This is a genomic window from Pseudomonas brassicacearum, assembly GCF_003732175.1.
GTDB lineage: Bacteria > Pseudomonadota > Gammaproteobacteria > Pseudomonadales > Pseudomonadaceae > Aquipseudomonas > Aquipseudomonas brassicacearum_G.
Genome location: NZ_MOBI01000033.1, coordinates 72458 through 88936 on the forward strand (window position 1 = coordinate 72458; position 16479 = coordinate 88936).

The following is a 16479-nucleotide window of genomic DNA, read 5'->3' on the forward strand; positions in this document are numbered from 1 at the left end:
CCAAAATTAACTTTTTTCGGAACCCTACGCCGGTCCGTCGGCGCATCCGCAGTCGACGTGGTAACTATGGGCTTGGCCTGCGGTGCCATCGGTGGCGTGGCCGTCCCGCTTCCACCAATCCAGCCCTCCGATCAGTTCCTTGACCCGGAAGCCGGCGGACGCAAACTTGATCGCCGTCTTCGTCGAGGCGTTACAGCCGATGCCATCGCAGTAGGCGACGTACAGCGGCGACTTGCTCAGGTCGGTGAGCGAGTTCTGGGAGATCGACCGGTGCGGGATGCTGATCGCGCCGGGGATGTGCTCCACCTCGTAGGCTTCACTGCTGCGGCCATCTACCACGACCAGATCCTGGCCGCTCGCGAGGGCCGCCTCCAGATCTGCCGAGTCGATCTCGTACGCCAGCTTTTCTTGGTAGAACTCCAACTGGCTACGCCGTTCTCGCGACATCTCCCCTCCGTCCGACGTAGGTTTCCCGTCCGACATGAATCGGTTGGCGATGTCGAACAGGTCGCCCAGAGTGCTCGGGGCCACCAAGGAGTCAGCGTATTCGCCTATGTCAACGCTGCTATCCTCTAGCAGCGAGACCAGCACACCAACGGTCAGGAGAGAATCTAGACCCAGTGCATTGAGTGTGGTGTCGTCCGAGTACTGGTGGATGTCCACCGGCCTACCAAGTGCCTCCTCCAGATATTTGGTAACGCTTTCCTTGACTGCTACTGACATGGTTGTACCTCTTCAAATGGCTCGACGGTCCCGTCTGCCAAAAATACAAAATGGTTAACGTTCGACTGCATAACGGCAGTCTTGGCCTGCTCGATCAGATCGCGCCCTTCGACGGGAGGGGTGGACGCAGCCGATCCGGCGGGCCACCAGGCGAAGACTGTCGGGCGCATGTAGCCGGGCAGTACGGCGCGCAGATGTTCCTCTACTTTGGTTACCACCTGCGGCTGCTGGGACAGGACGACGAGGACGACAAGATCCCGGCCTGCGCGCCGGACAACTCCGGCGACCGCCCCCTCCACACCCAAACAGTCCAGAGCGGCACGGCGGACCTCGCTCAGGTGAGTACGCCGGCCGGCTAGCCACACGATCTCGCCATCGTCGTGGCGATGGAACACAAGGTCGCCGTCCACGGTGTAACTGAAAATATCCCCGGTCCGGAAGAAGCGGGTTCCGGCTAGGCTGACGACGTGGCGCGCAGTCTCATCTGGCCGGTCGAAGTAGCCCCGCATCACCTGCTTGCCACCGATCCACAGCTCACCCTCGGCACCGGGTTGGCACAGCTCTTCCCCGTCTTTCATTATCTTTACCGCCATGCCGGGCAGCGGACGACCGATCAAGCAGACAGTCTCTGGACCGTCGTCCACCTGCCCAATCTCCTTGGTCACGCTGAAAATCGTGGCCTCAGGCGGGCCATAGGCGTGCAGGAACCGGGTCTGCGGCAGCTGCTCCCGCCAGATTCGCACGACCGCTGGATCGCAAACCTGGGCACCCGTCATCACAGTCTCCAAATCTGGGAGCTTGGCCCGGGTCAGCTGCCGCCCATCCCCGGTGATCATGGCAAGGAGCATCGAGACCGCGACCAGGTGGGTGATCCGTTCGCGGCCGAGCACGGCACGTATGACGGCCCCGGCGGGCAGGTTTCGGAACTGGAAGACGTAACCACCCAACGACAAGGGCAGCAACGTGTCCTCGAGCGACACGTCAACGTTGAACGGTGACAGGCTCAGGACACGGGACTTAGAAGTAAAGCGAAGCACTTGGTTGTGATTGCAGAAGTAAGTAAACAGAGAGGCTACATCTACTTCGACGCCTTGAGGCTCCCCGCTCGAGCTGGAGGCGAAGATGATGTACGCAGCCTCGTCCGGCTGGTGGGCCACGGTGACATGGTCCGCCGCTGGCCCGGCCAGGAGCGAGGCCAGATGCTCTGCGTTCAGGAGGCAGTTAGCTGAGATCCCTGGATCCTGAGCGCCCAGGGTAATCACAGCCACCGGTTCCAGCCGGGTGACCAATGCGCGCAGCCGAGCCGCCGGCTCAGTTGCATCGAGCGGGACGTAGACGGCACCGCACTTCCACACTGCGACGGCAAGGATCGGCATGACCGCCCGTTTCTCGGCCAGCACCACCACCCGATCCCCGGCTCTTACCCCGTGACCGGCCAGCCAGTCCGCGACCGTCCTGGCACCCCGTTCCAGCTCGGCATAGGTGTAGCTGCTCTCGCCATCGTTCACCCCCGTGCGCTCCGGCCACTTGAGCGCTGCGGCCACCAGCAAATCCCCGATGGCGGGTGCCGCACCGGACCTATCTTCTGGATCAACCGACCATGGCGGCATGGACACCGATTGAGTGTCGACTGCAATATCCATTCAATTATTCCCTTCCCTGAGTAAAACCCAACTCACGCTTATCCATCGCGTTGGAATATTGATGCGAATGTTAAGGATCTAACTTTCGGGCATCTCGAGAAACGCCGCCGCGCAAGCAGGGTAAACTGCTGATTCGGGCTCTAAGTCGAAACCCCAATTATCACTCGTTCACGGTAGTGCTATGTCGCCGCGAAAGCTACGGCCTCGCGACATTGCACATCGATCAATGCTTCCGCCCGCTTGACGCAGGTGGCAACGGCATTCGCGATGATCTCCAGCCCCGCTGACAATATGGCGTCATCAATGGTCAGCGCCGGCATGAGCTTGAGCACCTGGTCTTCCCCGCCGCACCGTTCGATGATCAAATGCTGGCGCAGGCATTCCTGCGCGATGCTATCGGCCATGGTGGGGTCGACACATTCCATGCCGTAGAACAAGCCTCGTCCGCGCACGTCTGCGATGACGTTCGGGAATTGCTCAGCCAACCGGTGCAAAACGGTTTGCACCATTTTTTCGCGACGCTGGATATCCCGCTGCAGCTTTTGATCCGACCAGAAAAGCCACAGCGCGGCCGTGGCCGACACGAATGCGAGGTTGTTGCCGCGGAACGTGCCATTGTCTTCGGCCGGTTGCCATTTGTCGTGCTGCGGCGCGATCAACAACAGGGAAAACGGCAATCCGAAACCGCTGAGCGATTTCGACAGGCAAACCAGGTCGGGTTGTATGTCGGCGAATTCGAAACTGAAGAATTGACCGGTGCGTCCGCAACCTGCCTGGATATCGTCGATGATCAGCAGGATGCCATACTCGCTGGTCAACGCGCGCAGGTCTCGTAGCCACTGCACCGAGGCGACATTGATCCCCCCCTCGCCCTGGACCGTCTCTAGAACCACCGCTGCAGGTATGTCGATACCCGAACTGCTATCGACAAGCAGTTTACGCAGGTAGGAAACGCTGTCGACATCGCCCGGCAGATACCCATCGTAGGGAATTCTCGTCACGTGGGTGTCTTGGACCTGCTGCCGATGATAGCGATTGCCGGTCAGGCCGAGCGAAGTTCCGGACATGCCATGAAAGCCGTTGGTGAACGCAACAACATTTTTGCGCCCGGTCACCTTACGCGCCAGTTTGACGGCCGATTCGATCACGCTGGTACCCGTCGGCCCGGTGAACTGGAGCCGGTAATCCATTTGTCTCGGCTTGAGTATGGTTTGGTAAAACGCATCGATAAATTCGCGCTTGGCCACCGTGTGCATATCGAGTGCGGCCTGAATGCCGTCCGACAGCAGGTACTTGAGCAGCTCCGCCTTCAATTCGGGCGGATTATGGCCATAGTTCACCGAGCCGGCGCAACTCAGAAAGTCGATGTAGCGAGTGCCGTTGGTGTCGTACAAATAGCTTCCGCATGCCCGTTCGATCACCATCGGGAAACGGCGGCAGTATGACCGCACTGTCGATTCGTGCTGAGCGAAAATCGCGCTCTCATCCTTGCTCGTACTCATTGCACTTCGGCTCCTGTGAATTCGGCTACACGATCGGTATGACACACTGGTTGTCGCTGCTTCTGGGCTGCCGTGCAGGCGTCCGGCCGTCGCGAGACGGCTGAATTTTCCAATTTTCCTGACAGCGACTCGTAAATATCACGCGCCCTCAATGCCAGCAGGCTGAACGAGCCAGCATCGCCATAGCCGTGCGAAGATTCGCAGAGCCCATTCAAGTAGAGCGGCGGGACCGCATGGCCGTCGCGTGCCGACAAGCTGTAATCGCGCTGGATATGCAGTATGCCGTTCTGGTTGACCGTCAAGTGTTCATGCAGATCTTTCAGGATCGGCGGGCAACTCTCCTCGCCTTCGCCGACGCCCAAGTTGCGGAAACCGGTGGCCAGCACGATGGCATCGATGTTTTCGATTTTCTCCACGGCACCTGTATTTACCTCCTTGACTTCAAGCTGCAAGCGCCCCTGCGTTCCGTCCTGAAGGTCGCAGGATAGGATTTCGCTCGAGGAGGCCATGCGGATGCGTTCAGCCTGGCGCAGCCTGTCTTCGTACATCCTGGCGTACAGGCTGGTGATCAAATCCTTGTCGACCGCCGAGTAGTTGGTGTAATGCAGATGTTGGTTGATACGCTTCTTTCCATCGCCCGACAGGTTGTAGTAGTAGTCGACAAACTCCGGGAAATACACGTGCTCGCTGAATTGGCTGGTGTCCTTCAAACGATAGCCGTAGGCACGCATCACGTTGCTGATCTGTGCATCCGGGCAGCGGTCGCGCAGATGCAGAACGAGCTCCGCCGCACTCTGGCTTCCGCCGATGACGGCGATATGCTGCAGAGGAGCCATTTTCCCCAACGCCTCCAGGCGATGGTTGAATTCGGTCAGGTGAAACACCTTGGCTGGATCGCAATCGGCAAATAGGGTCGGGATCAAGGGCGTACGGCCAGGCGCGACGACCACGCTGCGCGCCCTAATCGACTCGCCAGCTTCCGTCGTCACGATAAACAGATTGGGATCGTACGGATCCAACCGGAGTGAACCGACCGCTGTGCCGTAGCGCACATCCTTGGAAAAGAAATCTGCAACCCACGACACGTATTGGGCATATTCATAACGCAGCGGAAACTCCAGCCCCAGGTTAAGGTGGTCGAACAGACGCTGGTTCTCTACCAGAAAATTCATGAAGGTGTATCGGCTACGCGGGTTGCGCGGCGTCACAAGGTCGCGGCAAGGATGGTTTTGAATATCAGACCCAGGCAATAGCATTTCCGGCTGCCAACTCGGACCTGCGCGCCGCTCAAGAAACAGCCGCGAACCGGTGAATTGATACTCTTCAAGGGCAATCGCCAATGCGATGTTTGCTGGCCCGAAGCCAATGCCAACGATGTCGTAAGTTTGCATAAGATTCTCTACATCCATGTATTGATTGTTCTTTCATGCGACGGCGACATGCCCGACGTAATCCCAGCGTTTTATCTTGCGGCCTTCGAATTCAAGGAATTCATGGATCCTGACTATCATTCGTTCACCGCTCGATTTTTTGGTGTAACGGGCAACGACCTCCACACCCGCCACATCCGCCGAAAATACTCGCAACGTCTTTTCCAGCTTGTACTCGGTTAGGTCGGCGTAACGTTCCAGCAGAAACGCGCGCAAGCTGTCTGCGCCAGCGATGATATGTTCGTTGTATCGGACAACGACATCGTCCGTAAAACAGGACATGATCGACGACAACTCCATCTTGTTAAATGCGTCGACGATATCCTTCAGAATCGATCGGTAATGTTTTTCCAGATCCATCTCAAACACCCCCATTCATTTCTACCTCGTTTGTCTCTGTGGCATTAAGGGTTGACAGAATGCGCTTGACTGCCGTTCTCGCGACATCGAGCTTGCCGGTATAAAGGCAGAAGTCATGGGGCAAGTCGTCGAAGTGATAATGCCGGACAGCGACATCGCTCTTCTCCATCGCGACCTTCCACGACAACCCTTCGTCGCGCAAGACATCGCAGCCGGAGGTGACCAAGGTGCAGGGCGGAAGCGCGCAACGTTCCTCTGCGCTGAGCTTGAACGGATCGAACCCGTGCGTCTGGAAGTAAGGCAGCAGGAATTCCCTGAAGCGCCGCATCGCGCTCGCGTCGAGAAAATATCCTTCGCCGTATTCCGCGTAGGAAGGATGTTCCGACTGCAGTTCCAATACCGGATAGATGAGCAACAGCTTGGCAAAACGGCCGGGGCGATGACGTGTCGCGATGTATAAGGCAAGCAGCGCACCGACGCTGTCGCCGGCCAGTACGGTCGGTCGGCCGTCGTCGTCCAACTGGGCGTCGATACACTGCATCAGGCCCGAGATGGATTCCTCCAGCGTGTGCTCCGGCGCCTTTTGATAGTCGAATGCTTCGATCGGCGTTCCCAGCGTGTTGGCCCAGAATTGCAGCAGCGGAGTGAAAATGGCGCTGTTGTAATAGACCATCCCGCCGCCGTGGATATAGAGCACACGCATGTTCGCCCTCTGCGCCGCGCCGTCAGCGGCGACAGGGTGAATGACCGTCGCATGCTCGCCCTTGACGATATGCGCGCCGGCCTCTATTTCGCCGCTGGCGAAGCGCCTAATCCACCGTTCCGCATTGGCACGGTCTTCCATGATGCTGATGGCAGGCCGCCCACCGCCGATAATCTTGCGCGCTGCGGCGAGCGCCCGGAACTCTGGGTGCAAACGATTCAAAATTCACACTCCTCGAAACCGCCGGCGGACGTCACGCGATACGCCGCACAATTGGCCGGTGAACATTCGCGCTCGTCATCGAAACGCAGTTTACCGAGCACAGTGTTCCACGTCTTTCCTTGCAAGTTTTCCCCGCGTGCTTCCACCGCGATCTGCATCGCTGCGATGGTCTCCCAGAAATAGCAGCCTGGTTCGGCACCGTATGTCGCTTGATAAGCCTTGCGCAATTGTTCGGCATCCCGGCCTTGGGGCTTGGGAACCAGGCCGATGATGAAGACGTCGCTGCCATAAGCTTGTGCCGGAGCGATGATCTCCGGCGCCAGGGCATCGTCGGTCAACAGCAAGGTCCGCTCGTTGCTGCCACACTCGGCCATGAACTCGATCGAACGCCGGAAGCTGCCGCTGAACAGAATGCAACTCTGCCCTTGGTCCGATACCGGTGCCTGGTTGCGCAACGCATTGGCGACGCTTCGCCCATGAACGGTCCCGTCGTGCCGGATATCGTCAAGCCGCAAGTCATGACGCCGGCAGAAACGGCCGATCGCGTGCACATAGTTGTCATCATGGTCGCAGATGCGATATGTCGTGGCGCTTCGCGTAAGGTGGCGTGCCGTTGCCGCCGGTAGAAGCAGCGGTATATCCATCGCTGCATAGATAGGTGCTGCTGCTGCTGCCGCCGCCGAGGCAAAATGACCGATGACCGCATGCGGACGCCACTCGACGATGTCGGCAGCGACTTGAGCGGCCGTGTCGGCATCGGCGTTGTCATTGAACAGTTCGATCGACACTTCGCCGCCTTCGTTCCGGCGCTGGTTCCAGAATTGCGCAAACAATGCGACCGCGCGCTTGAACGTGACGGTGTGAACGGAGCGTCGCTCGTCGAGGCAGGCCACCATGGCGAGACGGATGCTCATGACAGCACTCCCGTTCCCGACAATGCCGCCAACTGACGTGCTAGCTCGACCGCCACAGCCGGAATGTACTTTGCGCCGCGGCCGGAAAAGCCGGTGGCAAAAATGATCCGTTCAGCATCCGGACTCGGACCGATGTGCGGCATGAAGTCAGGTGTATAGCCGTCGTAACCGGGCCGCGTATCCAGCAGCTCGATAGCTTGCGTACCGGTCAAGTGTTGCGCAAGCTCAGCATTGCGCACTCCGGCACCGGGCAAATCGAACAACAGTTGCTCGTGTCTCGCCGCGTCATGCTGAAGCGCCCCACCGGCAAAGAGGAATTCCGAGCCATCCGGCCGTATGTATCCGCCCGACAATTCATCGATGATGCAATACGGCGGAACGGCCTTCACGGGACTACGCACGCTGCTGAGCGGAATCGACCGGCAGAACATTCCGGGCACCTGCGCCAGCGATGAGGTCGCAGCACCGGCTGCTAAGACGATCCGGCGCGCCTGCAAGGTCGCATGCGCGAGCATCACATGTGCCGACTCCTCGTTGCAGCCCACCCTCAAGACCTTGCTGCCTTCCAGTACCGTTGCGCCGTGCTCCTTGGCCGACTGCACGAACATGCGAGCTGCTAGGCGGGTATCGGCATATCCGGCACACGGTTCATGCAGCACGATGCCGTCGCCCTCGACAAGATGTCTGAGCTTATCCGGTAGCGCGGGTGAGGACGCGGGAAGTACATCAATCGGAAATTCCGCATGATCGTACCCAGAAAGCGCGGCAAGCGCCGCTTCGCGGTTGGCCCGCTTGACAAAATAATACAAACCGCAAACTACGAACGGCGAAGGGCCGGGCAATGTCCAATTGCTCCACTCACGCACGCCGCGTACTGCCCACTCCATGAGTTTGGGATGAGGATCGTACACGCGCACGATACCGCGCGAATGCGCCGTGGCACCAGCACCACCTGCCGAGCCAGCTTCGATCAGCATCGTATCGAGACCTAGGCGAGCGCACTGATGGGCCAATGCGGAGCCCATCAGTCCTGCGCCTACAATAATGACGTCCTTCATCTGGTGTCTTCCGCAGATAGGCGTAACTTTAGTCATGGATTTCCGGGGACTTGCGTGCGGCGGAGAACAACTCAACGCCGCCGTCATTCCACCAGATCGTGTAGAAGTGAAACGGATTGTCGCTGTCGTTCCGCACGAAGTGACGCAGCCCTTGCGGAATGAAGACCTGATCGCCCTTTGTGACTTCGAACTCGTCGTCGCCGATGATGACGACAGCCTTGCCCTCGATGCCTATAAAGAGTTCGTCCTCGTCCGCCGGTTGGTTAACGTGATCGAGCGAGGAGCTATGCGGCGCCACAATGCAATACGCCGATCCGAACGGCGCGTTCACGTTTGTCCATGGAAACGTCCGCACACCGTCCAAACCGTATTCGTGCGCCAATGTTTGATCCGACAATTTTTTAATTAACATAACTTTCCTCCTGAAACATCAATGCGAGTGAAGTTAGAACTTCTGCGGCCCGCGGCGGCACACTCTTGTTGACAGGCTCGGCTAGATCGACGTTCAGCTCGCCGGACAGGATAAGGAGTACATTGATCGTAAAATCGTACCCAAACCAAGGCTTTTCATTTTAGTTGCTGAATCGATGTTACTAAGATTCACCAGACGCGCCAGTATCTCGGACAGATGCTTCTACAAAATGGTCAAGTTGGTTTCACGCGTTGCTGCGTCTGCATGATGGGTTCGAATACGCTGCGGTTGGACAGGGCGAAATGACTCGAACCGGATAGCTTGGCTGCATCTTTCAAGCGCGTAATGAGGACACGTTCATCAGTCTTGCCAGACGAACTGATCGACAGGGTTGGCGACCACGCGAACAGGTTCGGGTGCATGTAAGTCGGCAGTTGTTGATGCAGATACCGTTCTGCATCCAAGGCGATCTGCAGGCTCGCCGTCATTACGACCAGCGCGATGCAGTCGCGGTTATTTCGATGAATGACCGACACCGCTGCACGTTCGATGCCGGGATAAGTCAATGCCAGCTGCCGGATTTCTCCAAGGTGAATGCGGCGGCCGTTGATTTTCACTTCGTCGTCGTTCCGCCCTTGGAACACGACATTGCCGCGCTCATCGAAACAGCAGATGTCGCCGGTCCGGTAATAACGAATGCCGTCCACCACCACGAGGACACGTTCGTTCTCGTCCGGTTGATCGAAGTAACCGCGCATCACCTGCTCACCGCCGATCCACAGCTCGCCGTTTTCTCCCGGCTCACGTACCTCCTTGCCCGCCGCCATGATCTTGAGGACGACGTTGCGTAACGGCTTGCCAATCGGGTAGGCAGTCTTTCTTTCGTTGTCGATGACATCGATCTGATGAGTCAGGCAAACGATGGTCGCTTCAGTCGGGCCATAGGCATTGATGATGCGGATGTTCGGCAAACGCGACTTCCAAAGATTAATCACGCCCGGATCGCAGACTTCGGCACCGGTCATGACCATTTCCATGTGCGCGAAATTTTCCGGCGTGATGTGCTTGCCATCTTCGGTAATCAAGGTGAGCAAGGTCGACACGGCGATCAGGTGCGTGATCTTCTCCCGGATCAGTATCGATCGCATGATCGCACCGACGTGCATTTGCCTGAACTGGTAAACGAATGCGCCAAGCGACAGTGGCAGGAGCGTATCTTCGATGGATACGTCGAAGTGGAAGGGCGACAAGCTGAATACGCGCGAATCCGGCGTAAACCGCAATACCTGGTTGTGATTCCCGAAATACGCCGTCAAGCTTCCAGCCGTGATTTCCACCCCCTTCGGCTCGCCGGTCGATCCCGACGTGAAGATGATGTAGGCCGGATCGTCGGCATCGTGTGCAACCGTGCGGAATTCCATCGCAGGTCCGGCAAGCAGCTCCTTCAGATAAGCGCGGTCGAGCCACAGGTCCCTCGGTGCCAGCGCCTGCTGTTCTACGAGCGCGATCACCATGCTCGGCTGCAGTCGTTCGATCAGCTTCCGTAGTCGAGCTTGGGGTTGCGCGCCGTCAAGCGGCACATAGACTGCGCCGCACTTCCATATTGCTGAGGCCAAGATCGGCATCAGCGCGCATTTCTCCGCCAGCACGGCGACGCGGGAACCTGCCGCTACGCCATGCTCATGCAGCCACTTCGCCAGCGTCTGCGCATGCTGTTCGAGTTCGGAAAAGGTGTAAACATCGGTACCGTCGGAAACCGCGGGTTTGCCAGGGGCATTTTCCGCAGGCATGCAAAACAGGTCGCCCAGCGCGGGCGCCTTCGTCGACTCGAATGCGGGATCAATTGACCAGGGCGGCAAAGGCACGTTCATGAGCACAGCACTTCCTTGTTGTCTCGTTGACTTGACGGATACGGATGGGGTTTTCCAGCACCCCAGCCTTTAATTGCGCAATACAGAAATACATCACATCGGGATACTGCAGGTCATGGATCTAGTGATCAGCGACCGATACCTCATACGATTGACAGTGGGGATGGCGATCAAACGAACCTAGGGCAGGTTCAAATCCTGCACCTGTATTTCGTCGGCCAGAAAGTCGCATGATCGATACTCATGCTTCTTCTCTCGGTGAGACCGTGTGAAAGAAACGTAGCTTCGGCTTGTTGGTCGCGCCCATGCGCTGGTAGAAACCGATGCCGAGTTGATTGTCTGGCGGCGTCTGCCATTGAACGTGGCCGATATTTCGCTCGCGGCAAAATGCGTCAAGGCAGTCGAAGAAGCGCCGGCCGATACCGTAACCTCGGTATTCATCTTCGATATACAGACAATCCATATGGGAAAAATGCGCGGCATTCCACGTCGCATAATCGACCGTCACTGTCATGAAACCGCACACGCGTCCGTTGGCCTCCGCCACCCAGCCGAACAGGTCGGGGGATGTGGAGAACAATGCCTCGGACCAACGTTCGATCTGGTTATTCTCGAACCATATTGCCGCCTCGTATTCAGCATGACGACGACATAGGCGCAATAGATGGGGAAGATCCGCCTGACGTATCGATCTGACCTCGATATCCATGCTTATACCCACCCCGTATAGGTGCTTTGCAGATAGGCTTCCGGATCGCCGGTGGGCTGCCGAACCGCATCCGGAGAGGCGTTCAACATCGTGCGCACCCAGGAATCGCGTTCAAACTTCATGATTTCAAGTTCCCATACACAGGCGATGATTCCGGTTTCCGCGAGCGACTCGACGTTAGTTAGCTTGCGATTGTCGACAACGCACTTGTAGACGCGGTGCTGCAGCATGTTCGCGTCGACCCACTGACTCAGCAGGAGATAGTCTCCATCGAGGGCAAGATGGACGATCGCAAACCCGAGCCCATGGTCGGCAGGGTCTGTCGGCGCACCCGTCATCTCGCCGATGCGGGAGACCAATTCTTCCTGACTGGGAAAGCACGCGACCTTACTTGGGTCCGAAAATACGCCGTAGACCTTGAATTTCCGGTCATTGACCGAGACGGTCGGATACGACTGGGAAAGACGCGGCAGATACTTCATCGTATTCATGCAAGCTCCAGCTTGCGTTCCGGCTGCACAACGGGTGCGTGAATCAGCGTCTTAAGTTCGAGCGTCATATCGGGGCACAACGGGCCTATCATGTCGGCGAACAAGGCCCAATAGCGCCGCCGTACCGACAGGTTGTCGGTGGAGGCGAGTGTTTCGAATACTTCCAAGGCGGTGATTGCCATGTTCGAGATCGAGAACTCCTCGAGTGATGTAGCGGCCTGCCATCTCTTCTGAGTAGCTTCGATGCGTGCGGCGTGGCCATCGGCGAGACTGCCGCTGCACGCGGAAGCTTGCGAGAAATCCCGGTGATAGGAATCGACGATGCGGTCATACACCTCGCAGCGCCAATGCTCGAACTGGGTGCGATCGAAATTTTCGGTCGCATTTTCCGGTGCGCAGATGGCGGTGAACAGGCGGATCGAGTCGGCCGGATGCTGGGCAACAAGTTCCCTGATCCATACCGCATGGCCGCGACTGGTCGAAAAATCTTCGCCGTCCAGCTTAAGAAACTGATTGGTTAGACAGACGCCTGGCTTAGGCGCATCCTGATCGATAGACTGCAAGGCTGCGTAGCCGAGCGCGTGACTATAGGAGCAATCAAATCCGAGAAAGTGAACCAGTTGCGTATCCTTGTTCCACCATTCGGAAAATTGTCCGCACTCGGACTGGCGTTCCAGGTATTCTTTCAAAGTTGCCCGATAGCCTGCCAATCCCATGAACCAAGTGTGGATCGGCTGTCCACGCAACTCTTCGACCGCATCGTCGAGCTGAAGTCCGGCGTCGCCGGGACGTGTGATGCCCCAGGTTGTGTTTTCGTCGCCCAGCATTTCATCGAGGTAGGTGCGCAATGCCGGGCGCATCGGGGCATGCCGATAGTGCTCACGCAGGCTCGCGAAATTCTTCCCAAGCTGCCAAATCCAGCGTTCTACCGTGCGCGGCTCCATTTGACACTGGCACAGCATGCAGGTCATGTGGTCAATGCAGTCGATATCCGGTGCGCGCGCGCATTCCTCGCACTGGCTTGCATCGGAAGATGCGCCGCACCAGTTGCAGTGCGTGCGACCGAGGCCTTCATAGCCGTACACGCAGCAGGAACCGCAGTAGAATACTTTGGTCGCTTTCTTTTGCAGCTGCCCGGCCTGCTTGACTAGCTGGTAGTAGTGATTCGCGCTTTCTGCGAATGCTTCGCTTTCGGCGGTCTGCAGGAAACGGTCGCATTCGATGTTGATCATTTCGAGGGACAGTTGGATCTGCTTGCTATTGAGCTTGGCGAGCGCAAACCGATCGCGCCGAAGTTGACGTGCCTTTCGCAACATATAACTTTGGTAGTCGTCGGAGTAGCAAAACAGCAGTACGTCATGCCCTTGCTGTTTCAACATCCTGGCGCAGACATCGGCCGCGAGGAAGGGGCCAGATAGGTGGCCGAGATGCAGGTCGCCGTTCGGAGTGGGCGGAGTGATCGTGACAATGAATTTCCTTTTCATTCTATCTCGCTTCATCTGATGTAATCGAACAGTCGCCAAACTTATCCGGCATGGGCCCGTACTTCTGTATCGCGATCAATCTTTTCGGCCTTTACTTGATACACACCAAGCCGCCCCTCGCGTCCTACAACACAGCTTCGCAAGGGCGTCGTGATCCTGAGCGCATCCAGCGCTGTAATAGCAATATGAATCTAAAAAACTTCGGGCCGATGATGCAACGGCTCAATGTCATCATTGTGTGTAAGATATCCGCTATACCTGATAGTCGCGGTAGGGATGGCGGTTACCTGCCACCCCTCGCACAGATCCGTACGTGCGGAACTACCGCATACGGCTCCTGCCTCAGGTACGTGACGCGAAGCGTTCCTCTGGGTAAGGATGAACGGTTCTGGGCCTTGGTATATAGAGGTCGGCAAGGCGTCCATATCGCGACCACTGAAGCCTGTTTCTCTGGCTACGTCGTTTGAGGGCTTGCCGCCATAAGCGGCAGACCGCAACTCGAAAACCATCAAGACGTAACAGGTTTCCTGGCACGGCGTGATAGTTGAAGTATCCCCCAACATGGCTGGCCCATCGGTTTCCCCTGTCAACGTTTCACCCTGCACCTCACGGTGCAACATGCATGACTCGGGGTCTGGTTGATTCGCCATTTCTTACCGGTATCGAACTTTCATCGACTATCCTCCGCCGGCTTTAACTGGCGCACTAAGCGCACGATCAATCACCAACGCGGCGCTGGGACAATTGCAAACTTCCTGTACCGCGAGGCAACCATCCCAACTAATCGATGGCAGCGATTACTCCAATCAGTCCAAGGCATTTGCCATGTTAAAGCCTCCGCGACAACGCCGCGCGCTCACGCCCCAAGGCACCACCAAGCTGAGGACTTCCGCCAGCAGACAGCCTCTTCAAGTATTCCGCAATCATGTCCAACTCACCCGATAGATTCGCCGCAGGAGCCGCGACGATACCCTTCTCCCCACGTTCCCATCGATCAAGTTGGTCAGCCCAATCCTGCATCATCCGCTGACACTGTTCGACATAGAGGGCATGGTTGTAAGTGGCTCGTATTTTGTTGGGCTCCGCATGAGACAACTGCGCATCAATCCATTTGTCCTCGTAGCCAAGCTCGTTGAGCACGGTAGAGAGCGTTGCGCGAATTCCGTGACCTGTGTGAGCTGCCTTTCGTAGCCCATACGTTTGATCGCCGTATTAAGGGTGTTCTCGCTGATCCGCTTTGATAGATCACTGCGATGAGAGAGTAAGTAGCGCTGAGCTGGACGCCTAAGTTTCAACAACTCATAGACGATCGCGATCGCCTGACGCGAGAGCGGAACCACATAAGGCGGGATCTTACTGCCCTCCTTTCTTAACCGTACCTGCAGTTACTTAACGATCACGGCCGGTATTGTCCAAATTCCTCGTACCAAGTCGAACTGCTCAGGTACAGCCAAGCGCAACTCGCCGGTCCGCACACCCGTGAGGAACAGCAAGCGTAAACCCATAATCGTTGCGGTGCTGCCTCCGTAGGTACGTAACTTTTGCAGGAAGAAAGGTATCTCCTCCATGAGCAAATAGGGATTGTTCGTCACCGGCGGTTTGGGAATCGCGACAATATCAAGGTCTGCCGAGGGGTTGGTCATCAGCCCTTTTTCAACCATCGCATAGCGGAACAATTGGTTGAACCAGGTCCGGCATTTCTCTGCCGTAGTGAACGCCTGACGACTCTCAATTCTGCGTAGCAACTCGATCAAGTGCTGACGAGAAATCTCGGCGATGGGTAGAGGGCCCAGCAAAGGCAAAACGTCTTTGGCAAAGATGCGATCAATCTGAGAAAGCAAGGTTTGGCGTCCCAGCTTCAGTGTGACTGCCTTGAAGGTTCGCCATGCGAGGAAGACTGCTGTAAAGGAGTTCTCATCAGCCGCCAAAGCGGTAAAACGATCCTCTCTTCGAGCCGCGCGAGGGTCAGTTCCCTTGGCGACCAAGGCTCGCGCTTGATCGCGTGCCAGCCTAGCGTCTTTAAGGCTTATTTCCGGATACATTCCTAAGGAGATGCGAACCGGCTTACCCAGCCAGTTGAAACGAAAATGCCAGCTCTTGGCACCCTTCGAGCTGACGAATAGGTGCAAGCCATCCATATCCTTGAGGCTGCAATTTTTACGAGGTTTTTTACGTTGCGAACGGACGTACCAATAAAATAACGCGCAAAAAAAACGCCACTCATTGAGTGGCGTTTTTCTGTATTTGGAGCGGGAAACGAGACTGGAATCCACACTCTTTCTCCTTGAAAGCGTTGAGGTTTTTCTACCGCCAGCGCTTTCGATGTACTGGATAATGTACACATTCAGCGAGGCTGGAAAGGTCCCATGTTTTACAAATCACTTCAGAGGCATTCGTAGCTCCCGCCATCCCCCAGACCGAAACGCTCTCGAGGCCCCTTTTGCGCATTCAGTTTTCGAATGTCCGCATTCGCCGCGAGTGCTCTTCCTGGTTCCCCATGGGTTTGCTGGAAATCAGTTAGCCTCAGTACAAAAAAGAACCGCAACTCGGTCGCCCGGAGCGGATGCCATAGCAGTAGCGCACGATCTGCATGCGGATCACCAACCCAGGATCAATTGGGGGGAGCGTCCAATCAGGCTATAGAAATCGGCGAAATAATGGCACCAGTCACCTAGATCAAGACGCCGATCAATCCTACGCAAAAGATGATCTCTCGGGATTTGGTCTTCAAGGTTGATGAGGAAAACAGCCGCTCCTGCCCACTTAATAACTGCCTCATCATGCTCTGTGCTCTCCTGCCGGTCGATGATGAGATTTTGCCGGAGGCTACTTTTCGACAGATTCGGCCAGAAGCCGACATTCAACTCTGCCTACGAAACACGTGGCTATTCAGCGTTTGGAGAGTGGACTTGCCCCTTCAAAACCGGACACCAACTCCCCGTTAAATTGATGCCACT

General features: G+C 56.9%; 15 protein-coding genes. All 15 read right to left on the minus strand.

Annotated elements, in window-relative coordinates; genetic code table 11:
- Positions 1 to 24: 24 nt before the first annotated feature.
- Complete coding sequence (locus tag BK658_RS27685) at positions 25 to 723, minus strand: rhodanese-like domain-containing protein (RefSeq protein ID WP_123585081.1); 699 nt, start codon at positions 721 to 723, stop codon at positions 25 to 27.
- A complete protein-coding gene (locus tag BK658_RS27690) occupies positions 714 to 2366 on the minus strand; it encodes an AMP-binding protein (protein ID WP_221178624.1) in 1653 nt (550 codons plus the stop codon). Before BK658_RS27690 ends, BK658_RS27685 begins: the two co-directional genes overlap by 10 nt.
- Before the next feature lie 179 nt (positions 2367 to 2545).
- Positions 2546 to 3868: a diaminobutyrate--2-oxoglutarate transaminase gene (gene ectB, locus BK658_RS27695; protein WP_123585082.1), complete on the minus strand. Its 1323-nt coding sequence runs from the start codon at positions 3866 to 3868 to the stop codon at positions 2546 to 2548.
- The gene (locus BK658_RS27700) at positions 3865 to 5259 is read right to left on the minus strand and encodes a SidA/IucD/PvdA family monooxygenase (RefSeq protein ID WP_259740157.1); all 1395 of its coding nucleotides are present in this window, start codon (positions 5257 to 5259) and stop codon (positions 3865 to 3867) included. The genes ectB and BK658_RS27700 overlap by 4 nt, the downstream gene beginning before the upstream one ends.
- A 33-nt stretch (positions 5260 to 5292) precedes the next feature.
- Positions 5293 to 5658 carry a nuclear transport factor 2 family protein gene (locus BK658_RS27705; RefSeq protein WP_185019913.1) on the minus strand — a complete coding sequence of 122 codons (366 nt, stop codon included), beginning with the start codon at positions 5656 to 5658 and terminating at the stop codon, positions 5293 to 5295.
- A gap of 1 nt (position 5659) precedes the next feature.
- Positions 5660 to 6583 carry an alpha/beta hydrolase fold domain-containing protein gene (locus tag BK658_RS27710; RefSeq protein ID WP_221178625.1) on the minus strand — a complete coding sequence of 308 codons (924 nt, stop codon included), beginning with the start codon at positions 6581 to 6583 and terminating at the stop codon, positions 5660 to 5662.
- Positions 6580 to 7497, minus strand: a complete 918-nt coding sequence (locus BK658_RS27715; RefSeq protein WP_123585085.1) for a type 1 periplasmic-binding domain-containing protein — start codon at positions 7495 to 7497, stop codon at positions 6580 to 6582. Before BK658_RS27715 ends, BK658_RS27710 begins: the two co-directional genes overlap by 4 nt.
- Entirely contained in the window at positions 7494 to 8555 is a 1062-nt protein-coding gene (locus BK658_RS27720) for an NAD(P)/FAD-dependent oxidoreductase (RefSeq protein WP_185019914.1), read from the minus strand. The genes BK658_RS27715 and BK658_RS27720 overlap by 4 nt, the downstream gene beginning before the upstream one ends.
- 28 nt (positions 8556 to 8583) lie before the next feature.
- Positions 8584 to 8967, minus strand: a complete 384-nt coding sequence (locus tag BK658_RS27725; protein WP_123585087.1) for a cupin domain-containing protein — start codon at positions 8965 to 8967, stop codon at positions 8584 to 8586.
- Positions 8968 to 9200: 233 nt separating this feature from the next.
- Positions 9201 to 10838, minus strand: a complete 1638-nt coding sequence (locus BK658_RS27730; RefSeq protein WP_123585088.1) for an amino acid adenylation domain-containing protein — start codon at positions 10836 to 10838, stop codon at positions 9201 to 9203.
- A gap of 241 nt (positions 10839 to 11079) precedes the next feature.
- A complete protein-coding gene (locus tag BK658_RS27735; protein ID WP_123585089.1) occupies positions 11080 to 11547 on the minus strand; it encodes a GNAT family N-acetyltransferase in 468 nt (155 codons plus the stop codon).
- 2 nt (positions 11548 to 11549) lie between these two features.
- On the minus strand, positions 11550 to 12038 hold the full coding sequence (locus BK658_RS27740; protein WP_123585090.1) for a hypothetical protein: 489 nt from the start codon (positions 12036 to 12038) through the stop codon (positions 11550 to 11552).
- Positions 12035 to 13522 carry a methionine--tRNA ligase gene (locus tag BK658_RS27745; RefSeq protein WP_123585091.1) on the minus strand — a complete coding sequence of 496 codons (1488 nt, stop codon included), beginning with the start codon at positions 13520 to 13522 and terminating at the stop codon, positions 12035 to 12037. Before BK658_RS27745 ends, BK658_RS27740 begins: the two co-directional genes overlap by 4 nt.
- An 828-nt stretch (positions 13523 to 14350) precedes the next feature.
- On the minus strand, positions 14351 to 14662 hold the full coding sequence (locus BK658_RS30890; RefSeq protein ID WP_404943204.1) for a hypothetical protein: 312 nt from the start codon (positions 14660 to 14662) through the stop codon (positions 14351 to 14353).
- Positions 14663 to 14907: 245 nt separating this feature from the next.
- Positions 14908 to 15795, minus strand: a complete 888-nt coding sequence (locus tag BK658_RS30895) for a tyrosine-type recombinase/integrase (RefSeq protein ID WP_404943205.1) — start codon at positions 15793 to 15795, stop codon at positions 14908 to 14910.
- Between the last annotated feature and the right edge of the window lie 684 nt (positions 15796 to 16479).

Coding starts and splice junctions, on each gene's coding strand:
- BK658_RS27685 (WP_123585081.1), bottom strand. CDS start 723: ATGTCAGTAGCAGTCAAGGAAAGCGTTACCAAATATCTGGAGGAGGCA.
- BK658_RS27690 (WP_221178624.1), bottom strand. CDS start 2,366: ATGGATATTGCAGTCGACACTCAATCGGTGTCCATGCCGCCATGGTCG.
- ectB (WP_123585082.1), bottom strand. CDS start 3,868: ATGAGTACGAGCAAGGATGAGAGCGCGATTTTCGCTCAGCACGAATCG.
- BK658_RS27700 (WP_259740157.1), bottom strand. CDS start 5,259: ATGCAAACTTACGACATCGTTGGCATTGGCTTCGGGCCAGCAAACATC.
- BK658_RS27705 (WP_185019913.1), bottom strand. CDS start 5,658: ATGGATCTGGAAAAACATTACCGATCGATTCTGAAGGATATCGTCGAC.
- BK658_RS27715 (WP_123585085.1), bottom strand. CDS start 7,497: ATGAGCATCCGTCTCGCCATGGTGGCCTGCCTCGACGAGCGACGCTCC.
- BK658_RS27720 (WP_185019914.1), bottom strand. CDS start 8,555: ATGAAGGACGTCATTATTGTAGGCGCAGGACTGATGGGCTCCGCATTG.
- BK658_RS27725 (WP_123585087.1), bottom strand. CDS start 8,967: ATGTTAATTAAAAAATTGTCGGATCAAACATTGGCGCACGAATACGGT.
- BK658_RS27730 (WP_123585088.1), bottom strand. CDS start 10,838: ATGAACGTGCCTTTGCCGCCCTGGTCAATTGATCCCGCATTCGAGTCG.
- BK658_RS27735 (WP_123585089.1), bottom strand. CDS start 11,547: ATGGATATCGAGGTCAGATCGATACGTCAGGCGGATCTTCCCCATCTA.
- BK658_RS27740 (WP_123585090.1), bottom strand. CDS start 12,038: ATGAATACGATGAAGTATCTGCCGCGTCTTTCCCAGTCGTATCCGACC.
- BK658_RS27745 (WP_123585091.1), bottom strand. CDS start 13,522: ATGAAAAGGAAATTCATTGTCACGATCACTCCGCCCACTCCGAACGGC.